The sequence below is a fragment of the Ensifer soli genome, from assembly GCF_041928815.1.
Taxonomy (GTDB): Bacteria; Pseudomonadota; Alphaproteobacteria; order Rhizobiales; family Rhizobiaceae; genus JBHFEI01.
Genome location: NZ_JBHFEI010000010.1, coordinates 61,459 through 77,470 on the forward strand (window position 1 = coordinate 61,459; position 16,012 = coordinate 77,470).

The following is a 16,012-nucleotide window of genomic DNA, read 5'->3' on the forward strand; positions in this document are numbered from 1 at the left end:
CCAGTCGACGCAATCTTCACTCCAGCAATAGTCTGTTAACCCTAACAGAGCGTTAATCGGCCCGTGCGAGAGCCGTCTTTCGGAGGATTTCATGGCGCCCTACCAGTTCATCGACCGACCGTCCCCCTTCGTCGCCAACGGCACCGAGACGCTGCCGATCTTCGCCGTCACGCCGGCGCATGTGGAGCTCGGCATGATCGACCCGCTGGCGCTCGACTGGGCGAGGAAGGCCGGCTACAGGGCGGAGGCCGGCTCGGTGCTCCTCGTTCCGTCCGCCGACGGCCATCTGGCGGGCGCGCTTTTCGGGCTCGGCGCCAATCCGTCCGAGGCCCCCTTCCTCACCGGCACGCTTGCCCGGTCGCTGCCGGCCGGCGCCTGGCATGTCGAGACCGCGCCGCTGACGGCCAACCGGCTGGCGCTCGGCTTCGGCCTCGGCGCCTATCGCTTCGACCGCTACGTCACGGCAAGGGCGGACCGGCCGCTGCTGAAGATCCCGAACGATGCGGACGCCGCCGACATCCGTCGCCAGCTCGCCGGCGTCTTCCTCGCCCGCGACCTGATCAACACGCCGGCGAACGACATGGGGCCGAACGCGCTCGAAGCCGCCTTCCGCGCGCTCGGCGCCCATTACAAGGCGACCGTCTCGGTCGTCTCCGGCGACGAGCTGCTGGCGCGGAACTTCCCGCTGATCCACACGGTCGGCCGCGCCGCCGCGGAGGCGCCGCGCCTCCTCGAAATGCGCTGGGGCAGGAAGGGCCACCGCAGGGTCACGCTCGTCGGCAAGGGCGTCTGCTTCGACACCGGCGGCCTCGACATCAAGCCGGCCTCCTCGATGCTGCTGATGAAGAAGGACATGGGCGGTGCCGCCAACGTCATGGGCCTCGCTCTGATGATCATGGACGCCAAGCTCAAGATCGACCTGCGCGTCCTCGTCCCCGTGGTGGAGAATTCGATTGCCGGCAATGCCTTCCGTCCCGGCGACGTCTATCGCAGCCGCAAGGGGCTGACCGTACAGATCGACAACACCGACGCTGAGGGGCGGCTGATCCTCGCCGACGCGCTCGCCTATGCCGACGAGCAGGACAGCGATCTCCTTGTCGACATGGCGACGCTGACCGGCGCGGCGCGGGTGGCACTCGGGCCAGACGTCGCGCCTTTCTTCACCGACGACGCCGAGCTTGCCCGCGACCTCGCCGAGGCGAGCCTTTCCGTCGACGACCCGATGTGGCCCATGCCGCTCTATCCCGGCTACGAGAAGGACATCAAGGCCCGCATCGCCGACCTCACCAACGCGCCCTCGGGCGGCATGGCAGGAGCGATCACCGCGGCGCTCTTCCTCAAGCGCTTCGTCGCCCGGGCGCCAAGCTGGGTGCATTTCGACATTTTCGGCTGGGCGCCGGCGGAGCGGCCGCATTCGCCCGTCGGCGGCGAGGCGCAGGCGATCCGCGCGCTCTACGAGGTGCTGCGCAAGGGCGGGCGCTGACCGCCTTCGTTCCCGACGAAAAAAAACGGCCCGGCGATCACCGCCGGGCCGTTCTCGTCTGGAGAGCAAGCCTTCGGGTCAGGCTTCCGCGTCCTCGGCCACGGGCGGCGCGGCGTCTCGGTTGCCCTTGATGATCTCCCGCTTGCCGACATGGTTCGGCGCGCCGACGAGGCCTTCCTTCTCCATCCGCTCGACCAGCGAGGCGGCGCGGTTGTAGCCGATGCCGAGGCGGCGCTGGATGTAGGAGGTCGAGCATTTCTTGTCGCGCAGCACCACCTTGACCGCCTTCTGGTAAAGGTCCTCGCTGTCGTCGACGGCGCCCATCTCGGTCTTGTCGAAGACGGGGGCCGCCTCTTCCTCCTCTTCCTCCTCGGTGACCGTCTCCAGGTATTCGGGCCGTCCTTGGGCGCGCAGGTGGGTGACGACGTTCTCGACCTCGGCATCCGAGACGAAGGGCCCGTGCACGCGCACGATCCGCCCGCCACCGGCCATGTGCAGCATGTCGCCCTGGCCGAGCAGCTGCTCGGCGCCCTGCTCGCCGAGGATGGTGCGGCTGTCGATCTTCGACGTCACCTGGAAGGAGATGCGCGTCGGGAAATTCGCCTTGATCGTGCCGGTGATCACGTCGACCGAGGGCCGTTGCGTCGCCATGATCAGGTGGATGCCGGCGGCGCGGGCCATCTGGGCGAGCCGCTGGATCGCGCCCTCGATCTCCTTGCCGGCGACCATCATCAGGTCGGCCATCTCGTCGACGACGACGACGATGTAGGGCATCGGCGCGAGGTCGATCTCCTGTTCCTGGTGCAGGAGGTCGCCGGTGCCCTTGTCGAAGCCGGTCTGGACGAGGCAGGTGATCGTCTCGCCCTTCTCGCGGGCAGCGGCCGCGCGGACATTGTAGCCGTCGATGTTGCGCACGCCGAGGCGCGACATCTTGCGGTAGCGGTCCTCCATCTCGCGCACGGCCCATTTCAGCGCCATCACCGCCTTCTTCGGATCGGTGACGACGGGGGTGAGGAGATGCGGGATCCCGTCATAGATCGACAGTTCCAGCATCTTCGGGTCGACCATGATCAGCCGGCATTCCTCCGGGCGGAACCGGTAGAGCAGCGACAGGATCATCGTGTTGATCGCCACCGACTTGCCCGAGCCGGTGGTGCCGGCGACGAGGAGATGCGGCATCTTGGCGAGCTCGGCGATGACCGGCTCGCCGCCGATCGTCTTGCCGAGGCAGAGCGGCAGCTTGTAGCCGGTGGTGGCGAAGTCGCGCGATTCGATCATCTGGCGGAAATAGACGGTCTCGCGCGTCGCGTTCGGCAGCTCGATGCCGATGACGTTGCGGCCGGGCACGACCGCGACGCGGGCCGACAGCGCCGACATCGAGCGGGCGATGTCGTCGGCAAGGCCGATGACGCGCGAGGATTTGACGCCCGGCGCCGGCTCGAATTCATAGAGGGTGACGACGGGGCCGGGGCGGACATGGATGATCTCGCCGCGGATGCCGAAATCCTCGAGCACGCTTTCGAGCAGGCCGGCATTCTGTTCGAGCGTTTCCTGCGCGACGACATAGCCGTTCGAGGCCGGCGGCTGCTGCAGCAGGGCGCGCGGCGGGAACTGGTAGTCGCCGTCGGCCGAAAGCGCGACCGTGTTCGGGATCTGGAACGGCGTCGAGAGGGCGATGCCGCGTGGCGGCGGCGCGGGCGCGGCGGGTTCGGGCAGGACGGCCGGCATCGGGACGACGGTCTGCACCGGGGGGGCCGCCGGCATGTCGGGGACGACGACCATTTCCTCGGGCGGCGCAGGGGCCGCCGCTGCCGGCTCGGCAACCGTGTCCGGCGCGGCCAAGGCTGCCGGCTCCGCCATCGCGGAAGGCTCGGTGGCGGCGGACGGCCCGGCCATCGCCGGCGGTTCGTTCACCACGGGCAGGTCGGCAACGGCCGAAGGCATGGCGGCGACCGGTGTCCCGGCCTCAGCGACGGCCGCTGCCGCAGCCGCCTCGGCCTTGCGGCCGCGGCTTGCACGGATGTCGACGACGCGGAAGCGCGCGGCGATCGTGTCGGGATCGACGGGAACCGGCGCCGCCGCCTCCGCCGCGCGGCGCGGCGGGATCGCCGCGAGGTCGAGCGCGACGGATTCCCAGAAGGCGAAATCCGACAGGAAGACCGGAGCCGCCGTTTGCGCCGGGATCTCCTGCGGCACGGGTGCCCGAGGCCCGGCCACCGGTTCCGGCGCGGCCGGTGCCGGCTCCGCACGCGCGTCTCCGGCCGGCGGATCTGCCGCCTCGGCCGGATCCCCGGTGACGGCGTGTTCGGCCGGTGCCTGCTCGGGTGTGGCTGGCTCCGGCTGCGTTGCCGGCGGAGCGATGTCACCCGCCGTGTCGACGTCGACGGCGGGTTCTGTGGGCGCCGCAGCGGCCGGCTCGTCCTCGACGACGACGGCGCTCTTCCAGCTCATCGCCCGCCGCTCGGCCAGCGCGGCGCGCAGCCGCTCGACATGGAGATTGACGGAAACGGAGGCGTCCGCCGCCGCTGCATCCAAAGGGACGAGCGCCAGTGCGCCGTCGCCGCCGGGATCCGTCGCCGTTTCCGCGACGTCGACCGGGGGCACGGGCTCGGGCAGCGGCTCGACCAGCCGCTCTTCGGCGCGGCGCTGCCGGCGGGCCGGATCGCGGTCCGGGGTGCGGGTGAAGCGCACGTTCGGCGCCATCAGGAAATGGCTTTCGAGCGTGCCGTCGGCAAGCTCCCCCGGATCGGAGGCGCGCAGGATCGGCGAGCGGAAGCGGGAGCGGTCGGTGCCCGGATGCACATGGCTTCCATAGGCGCCGTCATGGCTCCACGAGACGTCGTAGCGCAGCCCGTGCTGCTCGGGCGCGAAGCCGGTGTCGTCCTGATCGCTGAAGGCGGTCGGCTGAAAGTTCGTTCTGGGAATACGCATGGGACCTGTACGCACGAGGAACAGAAGTCTGGATGTCACCAAGGATTAGGAAGAGAAGGTTAATTTTCTCCTGCGGCCGGCGGGCCGGACCTTCCCGCCGGGCCTTGGGATTTCGATGTCAAGAAAATGATTCCAAAGGATTTATTTTATTTTCGCGGCTGTTTCCGGCAGTCCCGGGAGAGTGCGTCGAAACGGCACGGCGACAGCCGCGCCGGAAGCCGGCGCGGCTGTCGCGATCGACGGGGACGCGGAACCGGCCGCCCGTCAGAACTTGTCGGCGACCTGCATGCCGGCCGGGCCGAGGATGACGGCGATCAGGACGGGCAGAAAGAAGAGGATCATCGGCACGGTGAGCTTCGGCGGCAGGGCGGCGGCCTTCTTCTCCGCCGCGTTCATGCGCTGATCGCGGCTTTCCTGCGCCAGCACGCGCAGCGCCTGGGCGATCGGCGTGCCGTAGCGGTCGGCCTGGATCAGCGCCTGCGTCACCGCCTTGACGTCGTCGAGGCCGGTGCGGGTGGCGAGGTTGTCGAGCGCCTGGCGGCGGTCCGGAAGGAAGGAGAGCTCGGCCGTGGTCAGCACCAGTTCCTCGGCGAGCGGCGGCGACTGTTCGGCGATCTCGTCGGCGACGCGGCGCATCGCCACCTCCATCGACGTGCCCGATTCGACGCAGATCAGCAGGAGGTCGAGCGCATCCGGCCAGGCCCGGCGGATCGAGAGCTGCCGCTTGGAAATGGCGTTCGAGACGAAGATGTTCGGCGCGTAGAAGCCGAGATAGGCCGAGCCGATCGTCGCCAGCAGCCGGACGGTCAGCGGCTTGTCGCCGAGGAAATGCAGGCCGAAGATAGCGAAGGCGCCGGCGCCGAGGAAGAGGAAGGGCAGGACGAAGCGGGCGAACAGGAAGATGTTCAGCGCGTTCTGCGAGCGGTAGCCCGCCGTCTTCAGCCGGTTCAGCGTCTTGTCGTCGACGAGCGCCTTGCGCAGGTTCAGCCGCTCGACCACCTGGCGCACCGAGGTGTTGTTCTGCGCGCGCAGGCTCGCCTTGCTGTTGACCGCCTCGGCGGCAAGCCGCGCGCGCTCACGGGCGCGGATCTGCTCGCGCTCGGTCGCCACCGACTTCATCCGCTTGTCGAGATCGCCGCGCTCGAGGAAGGGCATGGCGATCGAATAGAAGGTCGCGAGCACCGACACGGAGACGAGGATCGCCATGATCGTCTTTGGATCGGTGAAAAGCTTCAGCAGCAGGTCGAACATGGCCCGTTTCCTCGGAGGGCGGTTCCGGCCGGCGGATCTGGCGCCGTGCCTGTGGAACCCGCGTGAATTCAAGACGGGAGCGCCCCGGATGGAGCCGCAGCGCTCGCCGGGACGTCCCTAGATGTCGAAATTGATCATGTTGCGCATGACGACGATGCCGATGCCCATCCAGACCGCGGAGATGCCCATGATCATGTGGCCGCGCGGATCGGTGAACAGCAGCAGCATGTAGGCGGGCGAGGTGAGGTAGACGAGCAGGGCGACGATGAAGGGCAGCGCGCCGATGATCACGGCGGAGGCCTTCGCCTCCATCGACAGAGCGTTGACCTTCGCCTTCATCTTCTTGCGGTCGCGCAGCACCCGCGACAGGTTGCCGAGCGCTTCCGACAGGTTGCCGCCGGCCTGGGCCTGGATGGCGATGACGATGGCGAAGAAGTTGACCTCCGGCGTCGGCACCGTCTGGATCATCCGGGCACAGGCCTCGGGGATGCTGAGGCCGACCTGCTGCGCTTCGATCAGGCGGCGGAACTCGGTCTTGACCGGCTCCTGCCCCTCGCTGGCGATCAGCCGCAGCGCGTCGTTGAGCGGCAGGCCCGACTTGATCGAGCGCACCATCACGTCGAGCGCGTTCGGGAATTCGTTCAAGAACTGCTTGCAGCGGCGGCGGATGAGGAAATTGACCACCCAGCGCGGCAGGCCGGCGGCCACGGCGAAGACGATGCCGAGGGCGAAGAGCGGCGGCACGCCGCCGAGGATGGCGGCCACGCCCGCGACGATGCCGGCGACGACGCTGACGATGTAGAACTGGGTGACCGACAGGCGCAGATTGGCCTGCTGCAGCCGCACCTTCATCGAGACCGTCGCCTTCTGCGACTTCTCTTTCTGCTTTTTCTCGAGGTCCTTCAGCGAATCCTGCACGGACTTGCGCCGCTTCGACACTTCGTTGACCCGGTCGCGGGCCGCCTTCATCTTGACCCGGTCGGTCTCGGCCGCCTTGACCTTGCGCATCCTGTTCTCGGCCTTCTGCTCCGCCTCGATGCGCGGAAAGAGAATGCCGTAGGCGAGCCCCGCCGCCGAGAGCGCGACAAGGCCGGCAAGGGCCAGAATGGTGATGTCGATCCCGAACAACATGACGTCCGCCTGGAATGGGTTAAGAGTGTGGGAAAGCGTGCCGGCGGGGCCGGCGCGCTTTTTAAGCCTTTTCCATCGCGTCGAGGGTGGCGGCGAGCCGCTTGTCCTCGTTGAAGTAGCGGGCGCGGTCCCAGAAGCGCGGCCGGCCGATGCCGGTCGAGCGGTGGGTGCCGATGATCTTGCCGTTGGCGTCCTCGCCGTCGATCTCGTAGCGCATCAGGTCCTGGGTGACGATCACGTCGCCTTCCATGCCGACCACCTCGGTGATGTGGGTGATGCGGCGCGAGCCGTCGCGCAGGCGCGCCGCCTGGACGATCACGTCGATCGAGGTCGAGATGATCTCGCGCACCGTCTTCGGCGGCAGCGTGAAGCCGCCCATGGCGATCATCGATTCCATGCGCGAGAGGCATTCGCGCGGCGTGTTGGCGTGGATCGTGCCCATCGATCCGTCATGGCCGGTGTTCATCGCCTGCAACAGGTCGAAGACCTCCGGTCCGCGCACTTCGCCGACGATGATCCGCTCGGGACGCATGCGCAGGCAGTTCTTGATCAGGTCGCGCATGGTGATCTCGCCCTCGCCCTCGATGTTGGGCGGGCGCGTCTCGAGGCGCACGACATGGGGCTGCTGCAGCTGCAGTTCCGCCGTGTCCTCGCAGGTGATGACGCGTTCATGCGTGTCGATATAGCCGGTCAGGCAGTTGAGCAGGGTCGTCTTGCCCGAGCCCGTGCCGCCGGAAATGACGACGTTGCAGCGCACGCGGCCGATGATCTGCAGCAGCGTCGCGCCTTCCGGCGTGATCGAGCCGAATTTGACGAGCTGGTCGAGCTTCAGCTTATCCTTCTTGAACTTGCGGATCGTCAGCGCCGTGCCGTCGATGGCGAGCGGCGGGGCGATGACGTTGACGCGCGAGCCGTCCGGCAGGCGCGCGTCGCAGATCGGCGAGGATTCGTCGACGCGGCGGCCGACCTGGCTGACGATGCGCTGGCAGATCGAGAGAAGCTGCGCGTTGTCGCGGAAGCGCACCTCGCTCTCGATCGTCTTGCCGGCGACTTCGATGAAGGTCTGCCCGGCGCCGTTGACCATGATGTCGGCGATGTCGTCGCGCGCCAGCAGCGGCTCCAGCGGGCCGTAGCCGAGCACGTCGTTGCAGATGTCCTCGAGCAGTTCCTCCTGCTCGGAGATCGACATCGCGAAGTTCTTGATCGTGATGATGTCGTTGACGATGTCGCGGATTTCCTCGCGCGCGCTCTCCGTGTCGAGCTTGGCGAGCTGCGACAGGTCGATCGTGTCGATCAGCGCGGAGAAGACCTGGCTCTTGGTGTCGTAATAATCCTCGTTGCGGGTCGCGCGCTTGCGCGGCGAGGAGGCCGCCGGCGGGGGCGGGGCCTGCGGCCGCGGCGCGGCCTCGCGCACCGGTTCCGCCGGCGGCTGGACCGCCGCGGCCTTCGCCGCCGGGGCGGCCGCCGGTGTCAGGAGGCCCGTTGCGCCGCTCTCGTTTCCGCGTTTGCCAAACATGACGTCAATCCGATCCCTTGCCGATGAAGGTCGCGCATTCCGGTGAAGACGGGATCACCCGAAATGCCCGATCCCTTGGTCTTTGCCGCGATGTCCGGGGCCGGGCTCTGCGCTCCGGCGGGACACAGCGTTACTTGCGCCCGATCATGCCGAGCACCTTGCCGAGGCTGCCGCGCTTCGCCTTCTTCACCGCGGCGCGGCCGGTGACGAGATGGCAGAGCTGCGAGACGATTTCCGCGACCGGCGCCTTGCGGTCGATCTCGGCGATCATCCGGCCGCTGTTGGCGGCATTGCCGAAAAGGGCGGCGTCGAACGGGATGACGGCGACCGGATCGATCTCCAGCGAATCGGAGAAATCGCCGGGCGCGATCTCTGGCCGTTTCGGCATGCCCACCTGGTTCAGCACGAGATGGGCCTGCTTGTCGTTCGGCCGCAGCTTCTTCAGCGCGTCGAGCAGGTTCTTGGCGTTGCGCAGGTTGGCGAGGTCCGGCACGGCGGTGATGACCACCTCGTCGGCCTCGGCCAGCACCGAGCGCGTCCAGTCGGTCCAGCCATGCGGCACGTCGAGCACGGACACCGGCGCGCTGCGCTGCAAAATCTCGGTGATCGGCTGGAAGGCCGCACCGTGGAAGTCGTAGGCGCGGTCGAGCATCGAGGGCGCGGCGAGCAGCGACAGATGGTCGGAGCACTTGGTCAAAAGCCGGTCGAGGAAGACCTCGTCGAGCCGCTCCGGCGAGAACACCGCCTCGGAAATGCCCTGCGGCGGGTCCTGGTCGAAGTCGATGTTGGCCGTGCCGTAGGGCAGGTCGAGATCGGCGAGGATCACCTCGGTCGAGAAGAGGTTGGAGATCCCCCAGGCACAGTTGTGCGCGAGCGTCGAGGATCCGCAGCCGCCCTTGGCGCCGATGAAGGCGACGCTCCGGCCGAGCGGCTCGGCCTCGGGATCGACGAAGATCGCCGAGATCGCGGCGATCACGTCCGGCATCGACACCGGTGCGATCATGTATTCCGAAATGCCGTTGCGGATCAGTTCCCGATAGAGGCGGATGTCGTTGAAGCGGCCGATGACGATGACCTTGGTCGAGGGATCGCAGACCTCGGCGAGCGGCGACAGGTCCTCGAGCAGCGTGCGCGGCTCGCTGTCCATCTCCAAGACGATCAGGTTCGGGGTCGGGGCGGAGGTGAACATGTTCACCGCCGCGCTGACGCCGCCGCTGTTGATCCTGAGGTTCACCTTCGCCATGCGCCGGTCGCTCTGGCAGCGCTCCATCACCCGCTGCAGCGCGTCCGACTGGCAGAAGGCATGGATGGAAATGCGCGGCAGCGGCCGAAGCTGCTCGAGGTCGTTCGAGCGGGCCGTTTCCACGGTGTCCGCGCCGCGCGGGCCGGTCTCGATCTTGTAGTCAATCGCGCTCATGTGCCTGTCCTGTCGCCACGCTGGCTGCTGGCATCAATTGGTGTTGATGTTGATGGTCGAGACGTCGCCGGAGGTTTCGCCGCGATAGTCCTTGTTGATCACGCCGAGCCGCTGCTGGGCGTCGGGCGGCGACATCTCGCGCGGGCCAATCAGGTCCATCGGGTTCTCGATCTGGGCTGCGAGGTTCGACTGGCTGGCGCAGCCGAAATTCTGCCAGTTCTTGTTCTGGTAGGTGTTGTAGGCGAGGTCGTCCGGCCATTCGCCGCAGGGGCCGGTCTTGGCCGTGATCGCGACGTAGCTGAGGCGCACCGGCGACGAGGCGCCGTCGACGCTTGCGGCATAGCTCGTCACGATCACCCGGTGCGAGGGGATGCCGGTGCCGACCAGCACCGCGCGGATGTCCTTGCTCAGCCGGTGGGCGGTGCCGGCGTTCGGCGAGCCGTCCGGCAGCACGATCTGGATCGCGCCGGAGGAGTCGTTGCGGTATTTCTGCGCGAAGCCGCGGATCGTGTCACGCGTGCCCTGCTGCAGCTTGGCGTCGCCGGCGCTGATCGGGATGTCGATCGAATGCTCGGCCTCGGCGATCATGATCGGATGGCGCGTGCGGTAGTCGTCCGGCAGCGATCCGGTCGGGATGCGGTCCGGATTGGCGCAGCCCGTCACGGCGGCCGAGAGGGCGAGAAGGGCGGCGACGGCGAGGTTCGGGGCGAGGCGCGACGGCATGGTCAGGGTCTTTCCGAAGGGCAGGGGAAAAAGGGGAGACATCCGGACCTCGCTCACTTGTAGATGAAGCCGACATTGCCGTGGTAACGGCCGGCCGGCGCCTCGTTGCCGCGGCCGTAGAGCTTGTTCACCGTGCCGAGCAGGAAGCCGGGACCGTCGCTCGCCGGGTTGAAATTGTCGTCGGGACGCGACAGCGCGGCGCGGGCGACCGGGCGCACGAGATAGGGTGTCGCGATGATGACGAGTTCGGTCTCGTTGCGCAGGAAGTCGCGGCTGCGGAACAGGGTGCCGAAGACCGGGATCTTCGCCATGCCCGGAACGCCGGAGATCGCCTGGCGGACATTGTCCTGGACGAGGCCGCCGATGACGATCGAGCCGCCGGAGGGAAGCTCGACGCTGGTCGAGGCCTCGCGCTTGCGGATCGACATGTAGGTCTGGCCGGGATAGTTGATCTTCTGGTCCTTGTCGCGGACGCTGCGGGTGATCGCGTTGCCGCTGACGTCGGAGCCTTCCCAGGTCGGCTCGGAGACGTTGGTCTCGATGTCGAGCGCGATGCGGCCCGGACCGAGCACGATCGGCTTGAAGTTGAGCTCGATGCCGTATTCGACCGTCTCGACCGTGCGCTCCAGCGTGCCGTTCTCCTTGACCTCCTGGCCGGCCGGCAGGCGGTATTCGCCGCCGACGAAGAACTTGGCCGACTTGCCCGAAATCGCCGTCAGGCTCGGCTCGGCCAGCGTACGCATCACGCCCGCCTGCTCCATCGCATTGACGTAGCTTGCGAAATTGACGCTGCCGGAGCCGATCGAACCGGTGATCGCCGACGAGACCGGGTTGATCGCATTGCCGAGATTGGTTGGGTTGGCGAAGGTGATCGGCTGGCCGACCTCGCTGCCGACCGAGCCGGAGAAGCCGAGCTGCTTCAGCACCTGGCGGCTGACCTCGGCGACGGTGACCTTCAGCGTCACCTGGTCCTCGCCGTCGATCTTCAGCATGTTGACGATCTGCGAGCGCTGCCGCTCCTCGGCGAAGATGTCGGCGTCGCCGTTGTTGCCCTGGGCGGTGATGTCGCGGGTCGTCGCCTCGCCGCCCTTGAGGAAGGCTTCCGCGAGCTTTTGCGCCTGCGAGGCGTCCTGGGGCGTGCGCACCGTGCCGGTCAGGATGACGTTGTCGGAGACGATCTCGACGCTGATCTCGCTGTCTGGGATGAAGCGGCGCAGGTTCGATTCGAGGCTGCCGATGTCGCGCTCGATCTCGACGTCGAGGCTGATCATCTCGTCGCCATTGGTGTCGAAGATGAAGATGTTGGTCTGGCCGACCTTCTTGCCGAAGAGATAGATGCGGCGCGAGGTGCGGGTGACCGCGTCGGCGAGCTCCGGATCGGCGACGAGGATGTCGTGCGCGTCGTCCGGCAGGTCGATGACCATCGCCTTGTTGAGGCCGAGCTTGACCGTCTTGCGCACGCCCGGGCCGGTGTCGTTGATGCGCAGCATTGCCGAGGCCGCCGCCTCGGCCGGCTGCACGCCGCCGATCACGCCGCCCGGCAGGCCGGAAAAGGTCAGGCAGAACGACAGGCCGGCTGCGACCGACGCACGAAGTTTGTTACCCATTCGCTTCATGTTTCGCTCCGTCGTTCTTAATTGCGCGAACTTGCCGGCGCGCCGTCGTTCTTCACGATCGAGCCAGACTTGATGACCTGGATGGTCGGCACGCCGTCGCCGCTCAGAAGATAGTCGGCGGCGCCCGTATCGGCTTCCTGCGCGTCGGCGACGCTGCGCAGCGCCAGCGACAGGCGCTGCGCCATCTGCTGGGCGACGCTGATGACCTTGGACTGGTCCGGCGTCAGCTCCAGCGTCGCGGTCGTGCCGACGACGGTCTTGGTGCCGTCCTCCTTCTCCTCGATCTGCTGGTCGATGGCGAGCACGCGGACATTGCTGAGGATGGTTTCGGTGAGGAAGGTGCTGGTGCCGTCTTCCTTTCGCACCATGATCACGTCGACGCGGTCGTTCGGCAGGATGAAGCCGCCCGCGCCGGTGGCCACCGTGATCTCGGTCGCGACCGCGCGCTTGCCCGCCGGAAGCAGCGCCGACATGATCCGCGTCGAGGCGTCGGCGATCTTCTCCTGCCGGATCGGCTCTCCGGCGAAGATCGGCATGCGCACGACCACGCCGTTCAGGTCGGTGACGGCGCCCGGCCGGTTCTCCTCGGTGACGAGGCCCTCGACCACGCCCGATTTCGGCCAGACCGCCCAGCGCATCGAATCGCCGTTCAGCCGCGATCCGACCGGCAGGCTCTTGGACGCGACGAGGACATTGACGACCGGCTCGCGCTCGACGAGCGGCTGGGCCACCTCCATGACGGCGCGTCCGCGCGTCAGGTTGAGCGCCAGGACGCCGGCAAGGCCGGCCGAGACCACTGCCGCCGACAGGATGATGATGCGTACCGGTTTCATGAGGGCTTCCTGGATCAGACGATTCTCCGACCCAGAATTGCCGGCAATTGGTATAATTAAGGTTAACGGAACGCATACGAACGTGGTTAATGCGTTCTTTCCGCGCCGCCCGCGGCGGCGCCCGCCGTCAACCGCCGTGCAGGGCCAGCGCGATCGCCTTCAGCATCAGCGGCGAGGACGGGTAGGCGAAGAGGCCGCCGGCGGCGATCGCGATGCCATAGGGGATCTTCTTCTCGGTGAAGAGCAGCCGCGGCACCGGCAGGCCGGCGGCAAGGATCGTGCTTTCCTTGCGGCGGAGCAGCAGCACCAGCACGGTCAGCAGGCCGCCGGCGAGCGCGACGGAGCCGAGGAAGCCGAGGAGGCTCGTGTTGAGCCCGAACCAGACGGAGGAGGCCGTCAGCAGCTTGGCGTCGCCCCCGCCCATCACATTGGCGGCGAAAAGCCCGAAGCAGACGGAGAAGACGAGGAGTGCCGCCGCCAGGTGCAGGCCGATCGTGGCGACCGGAAGGCCCGCGAGCGGCGCGACGACGACGAAGCTCGCCAGGACGATCGCCGACACCCGGTTCGGGATCGTCATCGTGAAGAGGTCGCTGAAGGCGGCGATCGCCAGGCACAGCGGAAAGACGACGAAGATGGCGGCGACGGTCATTCTGAACCACTCCCTTGCAAACCGGCCCCGCGCACCGGGCCGTGACGGGCCGCCAGTCTGCGCCGGGAAGACTTAACGAACACCTCTGGCCTGCGGCCCCGTCGAATGCAAAAGCCGCCCCCCTTGGAGGACAAGGGAAGCGGCTTTGCTTGACGTCCGTGACGCGGTCAGGATCAGTTGCGGCTGTCCGTCATCGTCGTCGCGAGGAAGTTGAACTGGTTGCCGAGTTCGTCACCGAGGGCCGTTGCGCCGGTGATCAGCGCGACGGAAATCAGAGCAGCGATGAGACCATACTCGATGGCGGTCGCACCGGATTCGTCCTTGAGCAGGCGAGCAAAAATCTTGGTCATGCCATTTCTCCTAATTTCACGTGTTGTTCAGCACTTCCGCCAACTGTTTTCCGTTGTTCGGATGAGGCCAAGCTACACAGGGCGCATTGCCATCGACTTAAGGAATGGGGTTACCGAGGGCTTAACGTTAGCATCTCCGAATATTGGTAAATGTCCCGGAAAGGCGGGGACTTCAAATCGATGGTTTCGACTTAAGACTTCATTCACCAAAACCCGTCATGCTTCCTTCACCGACCGATCCTCCGGGGACCCCGCCATGCCGCTCCTGACTGCCGCCCGCCCACGCCCGCCGGTCCTTGCCGCCGCCCTTGGCCTGGCGATGCTCGCCTTGCCGGCAACGGTCGGCTTCGCGCAGGAAGGCGACATGATGCAGGTCTTCCGTGACCATGCGCGCGTGCTGAAGCTCGACCGCGCCGTGAGCAAGGTGATCATCGGCAACGGCGAGATCGCCGACGCGACGGTCGCCGACGCGAAGACCATCGTCCTGACCGGCAAGAACTTCGGCACGACGAACCTCGTGATCCTCGACACCGACGGCAATGCGATCGTCGACGAGCGCATCCTCGTCTCGATCGACGAGGGCAACACGGTGCGAATGTACAAGCAGACCAACCGCACCGTCTATTCCTGCACGCCGGCCTGCGAGCGGCATGCCGAGAACGGCGGCGCCAAGGGCCCCTGATGCGCTTGCGCTCCGGGGTTCTTGCGGATGGCGCGCCGCGGCGCGCCGGATCCGTTCGACTCTGAGGATCGCACGATACGAATTGTCAAAGTTTGTCCCGTAATCTGACGGCACGTGATGCCAGATGATGGGGATGACCCGTGCCGATGAATTCCAGCGCTTCCCGCCCCGAGGCCCGTGCGCGGCGCCGCTCGCTTCTCCGCAGGTTCGCCGGCGAGCGCGAGGGCGCGGCCGCGATCGAGTTCAGCCTGCTGGCCCTGCCCTTCTTCCTGGTCTTCTTCGCCTCGGTCGAGACCTTCGTCGCCTTCACCGGCGAGCAGCTTCTCGCGAGCGCCGCCGACAAGATGTCGCGCAAGATCCGCACCGGCGAGATCACCTATGCGCAGGGCAAGGCGACCGACATGACGACGCAGCAGTTCCGCGCCGCCTTCTGCGACGAGATCTCGATCATGATGACCTGCTCCAACAGCGAGGTCAGCACGCCGGACAAGCTCTTCATCGACGTGCGCAGCTTCACCAATTTCAACGCGATCCCGAAGGCGGTGCCGCGCGTCGGCGATTCGCCGACCGGAAATCTCGACACGAGCGGCTTCCGCTTCGCGCCCGGCGGGCCGCGCAGCATCAACATCGTGCGCGCCTATTATCGCTGGGAAGTGCTGACCGATCTCGTCCGGCCCTACGTGACGAAGCTGAGGCCCGCCGGCGACGACATGCCGAACGACTATCTGATGGTCGCCACCAACGCCTTCCAGAACGAGAACTACTGATGAGCGCCCCCCTTTCCCCCCGTGGATGCCTCGGCTGGATCCGGTCGCACCTCGTCAGGCCTGCCAGCCTGTCCCGGCTCCTTCGCGACCGGCGCGGCATGGGCGCCGTCGAGTTTGCCATCATCGCGCCGATCCTGATCGTCACCTATATGGGGGCCTTCGAGATCTCGCTCGGCTTCACCGTCGCGCGCAAGGTTGCGCGCGCCTCCGGCACGGTCGCCGACCTCGTCGCCCAGGAATCGACGATCACCGCCACCTATCTCGACGGCATGCAGAATGTCGCGACCAGCATCATGGCGCCCTATCCGATGACCGGCTACACGCTGAAGATCACCGGGATCCGCGTCACGGGCACCGGGACCGGCACCGTCGCCTGGTCGCGCGACCAGGCCGGCGGCCGGCCCTACGCCACGGGATCGACGGAGAGCATCCCGAGCGACATCTCGACCGTCGGCTCCTTCGTCGTGCGCTCCGAACTGGTGGTGCCGCATGACCTGATGCTGTTTGCCGCCAACATGTCCGGATCGGCGCTTCAGACGATCGACCTGTCGCGCACCTATTATTATCGCCAGCGCATCGGCGAGGTGATCAGCTGCGCCACCTGCTGACACGGCGCCGCGTCCGATCGCATTTGCCTTGACACGCGCGACGCGCTATCCCTGC

General features: G+C 67.1%; 14 protein-coding genes. 4 read left to right on the forward strand and 10 right to left on the reverse strand.

What is annotated here, in order from left to right; translation table 11 throughout:
• Nucleotides 1–91 precede the first annotated feature (91 nt).
• A complete protein-coding gene (locus ACEVQ6_RS16015; RefSeq protein ID WP_374890031.1) occupies nucleotides 92–1,483 on the forward strand; it encodes a leucyl aminopeptidase family protein in 1,392 nt (463 codons plus the stop codon).
• A gap of 78 nt (nucleotides 1,484–1,561) precedes the next feature.
• Here ACEVQ6_RS16015 and ACEVQ6_RS16020 read toward each other — a convergent pair whose 3' ends face one another.
• The 10 genes from ACEVQ6_RS16020 to ACEVQ6_RS16065 all read right to left on the reverse strand — a co-directional run bounded on the left by ACEVQ6_RS16020 (nucleotide 1,562) and on the right by ACEVQ6_RS16065 (nucleotide 13,900).
• Nucleotides 1,562–4,414: a DNA translocase FtsK gene (locus ACEVQ6_RS16020; RefSeq protein ID WP_374890032.1), complete on the reverse strand. Its 2,853-nt coding sequence runs from the start codon at nucleotides 4,412–4,414 to the stop codon at nucleotides 1,562–1,564.
• A gap of 264 nt (nucleotides 4,415–4,678) precedes the next feature.
• On the reverse strand, nucleotides 4,679–5,620 hold the full coding sequence (locus ACEVQ6_RS16025; protein WP_374890167.1) for a type II secretion system F family protein: 942 nt from the start codon (nucleotides 5,618–5,620) through the stop codon (nucleotides 4,679–4,681).
• A 162-nt stretch (nucleotides 5,621–5,782) separates the two neighbouring features.
• Nucleotides 5,783–6,793 (reverse strand): type II secretion system F family protein, encoded by a 1,011-nt coding sequence (locus ACEVQ6_RS16030; RefSeq protein ID WP_374890168.1) that lies wholly within the window; start codon nucleotides 6,791–6,793, stop codon nucleotides 5,783–5,785.
• A gap of 64 nt (nucleotides 6,794–6,857) precedes the next feature.
• Nucleotides 6,858–8,312 carry a CpaF family protein gene (locus tag ACEVQ6_RS16035; RefSeq protein ID WP_374890033.1) on the reverse strand — a complete coding sequence of 485 codons (1,455 nt, stop codon included), beginning with the start codon at nucleotides 8,310–8,312 and terminating at the stop codon, nucleotides 6,858–6,860.
• A gap of 130 nt (nucleotides 8,313–8,442) precedes the next feature.
• Nucleotides 8,443–9,729: an AAA family ATPase gene (locus ACEVQ6_RS16040; protein ID WP_374890034.1), complete on the reverse strand. Its 1,287-nt coding sequence runs from the start codon at nucleotides 9,727–9,729 to the stop codon at nucleotides 8,443–8,445.
• A gap of 33 nt (nucleotides 9,730–9,762) precedes the next feature.
• Nucleotides 9,763–10,452 carry a CpaD family pilus assembly protein gene (locus tag ACEVQ6_RS16045; protein WP_374890035.1) on the reverse strand — a complete coding sequence of 230 codons (690 nt, stop codon included), beginning with the start codon at nucleotides 10,450–10,452 and terminating at the stop codon, nucleotides 9,763–9,765.
• 53 nt (nucleotides 10,453–10,505) lie between these two features.
• Entirely contained in the window at nucleotides 10,506–12,068 is a 1,563-nt protein-coding gene (locus tag ACEVQ6_RS16050) for a type II and III secretion system protein family protein (RefSeq protein WP_374890036.1), read from the reverse strand.
• A gap of 17 nt (nucleotides 12,069–12,085) precedes the next feature.
• Nucleotides 12,086–12,901 carry a Flp pilus assembly protein CpaB gene (gene cpaB / locus ACEVQ6_RS16055; RefSeq protein WP_374890037.1) on the reverse strand — a complete coding sequence of 272 codons (816 nt, stop codon included), beginning with the start codon at nucleotides 12,899–12,901 and terminating at the stop codon, nucleotides 12,086–12,088.
• Nucleotides 12,902–13,028: 127 nt separating this feature from the next.
• The gene (locus ACEVQ6_RS16060) at nucleotides 13,029–13,550 is read right to left on the reverse strand and encodes an A24 family peptidase (protein WP_374890038.1); all 522 of its coding nucleotides are present in this window, start codon (nucleotides 13,548–13,550) and stop codon (nucleotides 13,029–13,031) included.
• 173 nt (nucleotides 13,551–13,723) lie between these two features.
• A complete protein-coding gene (locus tag ACEVQ6_RS16065; protein WP_374890039.1) occupies nucleotides 13,724–13,900 on the reverse strand; it encodes a Flp family type IVb pilin in 177 nt (58 codons plus the stop codon).
• Nucleotides 13,901–14,219: 319 nt separating this feature from the next.
• On the opposite strand from ACEVQ6_RS16065, the gene ACEVQ6_RS16070 reads away from it, so the two are divergent.
• The 3 genes from ACEVQ6_RS16070 (at nucleotide 14,220) to ACEVQ6_RS16080 (ending at nucleotide 15,957) form a co-directional block, all read left to right on the forward strand.
• Nucleotides 14,220–14,582, forward strand: coding sequence for a pilus assembly protein N-terminal domain-containing protein (locus ACEVQ6_RS16070; RefSeq protein ID WP_374890169.1), 363 nt, complete (start codon nucleotides 14,220–14,222; stop codon nucleotides 14,580–14,582).
• A 140-nt stretch (nucleotides 14,583–14,722) separates the two neighbouring features.
• On the forward strand, nucleotides 14,723–15,349 hold the full coding sequence (locus tag ACEVQ6_RS16075) for a TadE/TadG family type IV pilus assembly protein (protein WP_374890040.1): 627 nt from the start codon (nucleotides 14,723–14,725) through the stop codon (nucleotides 15,347–15,349).
• Between the two features lie 98 nt (nucleotides 15,350–15,447).
• Nucleotides 15,448–15,957: a TadE/TadG family type IV pilus assembly protein gene (locus tag ACEVQ6_RS16080; RefSeq protein WP_374890170.1), complete on the forward strand. Its 510-nt coding sequence runs from the start codon at nucleotides 15,448–15,450 to the stop codon at nucleotides 15,955–15,957.
• The last annotated feature ends 55 nt before the right edge of the window (nucleotides 15,958–16,012 follow it).

Excerpts from the sequence above, each read along its gene's own strand:
- ACEVQ6_RS16035 (WP_374890033.1), bottom strand. The coding sequence starts at position 8,312 with ATGTTTGGCAAACGCGGAAACGAGAGCGGCGCAACGGGCCTCCTGACA.
- ACEVQ6_RS16015 (WP_374890031.1), top strand. The coding sequence starts at position 92 with ATGGCGCCCTACCAGTTCATCGACCGACCGTCCCCCTTCGTCGCCAAC.
- ACEVQ6_RS16050 (WP_374890036.1), bottom strand. The coding sequence starts at position 12,068 with ATGAAGCGAATGGGTAACAAACTTCGTGCGTCGGTCGCAGCCGGCCTG.
- ACEVQ6_RS16040 (WP_374890034.1), bottom strand. The coding sequence starts at position 9,729 with ATGAGCGCGATTGACTACAAGATCGAGACCGGCCCGCGCGGCGCGGAC.
- ACEVQ6_RS16045 (WP_374890035.1), bottom strand. The coding sequence starts at position 10,452 with ATGCCGTCGCGCCTCGCCCCGAACCTCGCCGTCGCCGCCCTTCTCGCC.
- ACEVQ6_RS16020 (WP_374890032.1), bottom strand. The coding sequence starts at position 4,414 with ATGCGTATTCCCAGAACGAACTTTCAGCCGACCGCCTTCAGCGATCAG.
- cpaB (WP_374890037.1), bottom strand. The coding sequence starts at position 12,901 with ATGAAACCGGTACGCATCATCATCCTGTCGGCGGCAGTGGTCTCGGCC.
- ACEVQ6_RS16080 (WP_374890170.1), top strand. The coding sequence starts at position 15,448 with ATGGGCGCCGTCGAGTTTGCCATCATCGCGCCGATCCTGATCGTCACC.
- ACEVQ6_RS16065 (WP_374890039.1), bottom strand. The coding sequence starts at position 13,900 with ATGACCAAGATTTTTGCTCGCCTGCTCAAGGACGAATCCGGTGCGACC.
- ACEVQ6_RS16060 (WP_374890038.1), bottom strand. The coding sequence starts at position 13,550 with ATGACCGTCGCCGCCATCTTCGTCGTCTTTCCGCTGTGCCTGGCGATC.
- ACEVQ6_RS16070 (WP_374890169.1), top strand. The coding sequence starts at position 14,220 with ATGCTCGCCTTGCCGGCAACGGTCGGCTTCGCGCAGGAAGGCGACATG.
- ACEVQ6_RS16025 (WP_374890167.1), bottom strand. The coding sequence starts at position 5,620 with ATGGCGATCCTCGTCTCCGTGTCGGTGCTCGCGACCTTCTATTCGATC.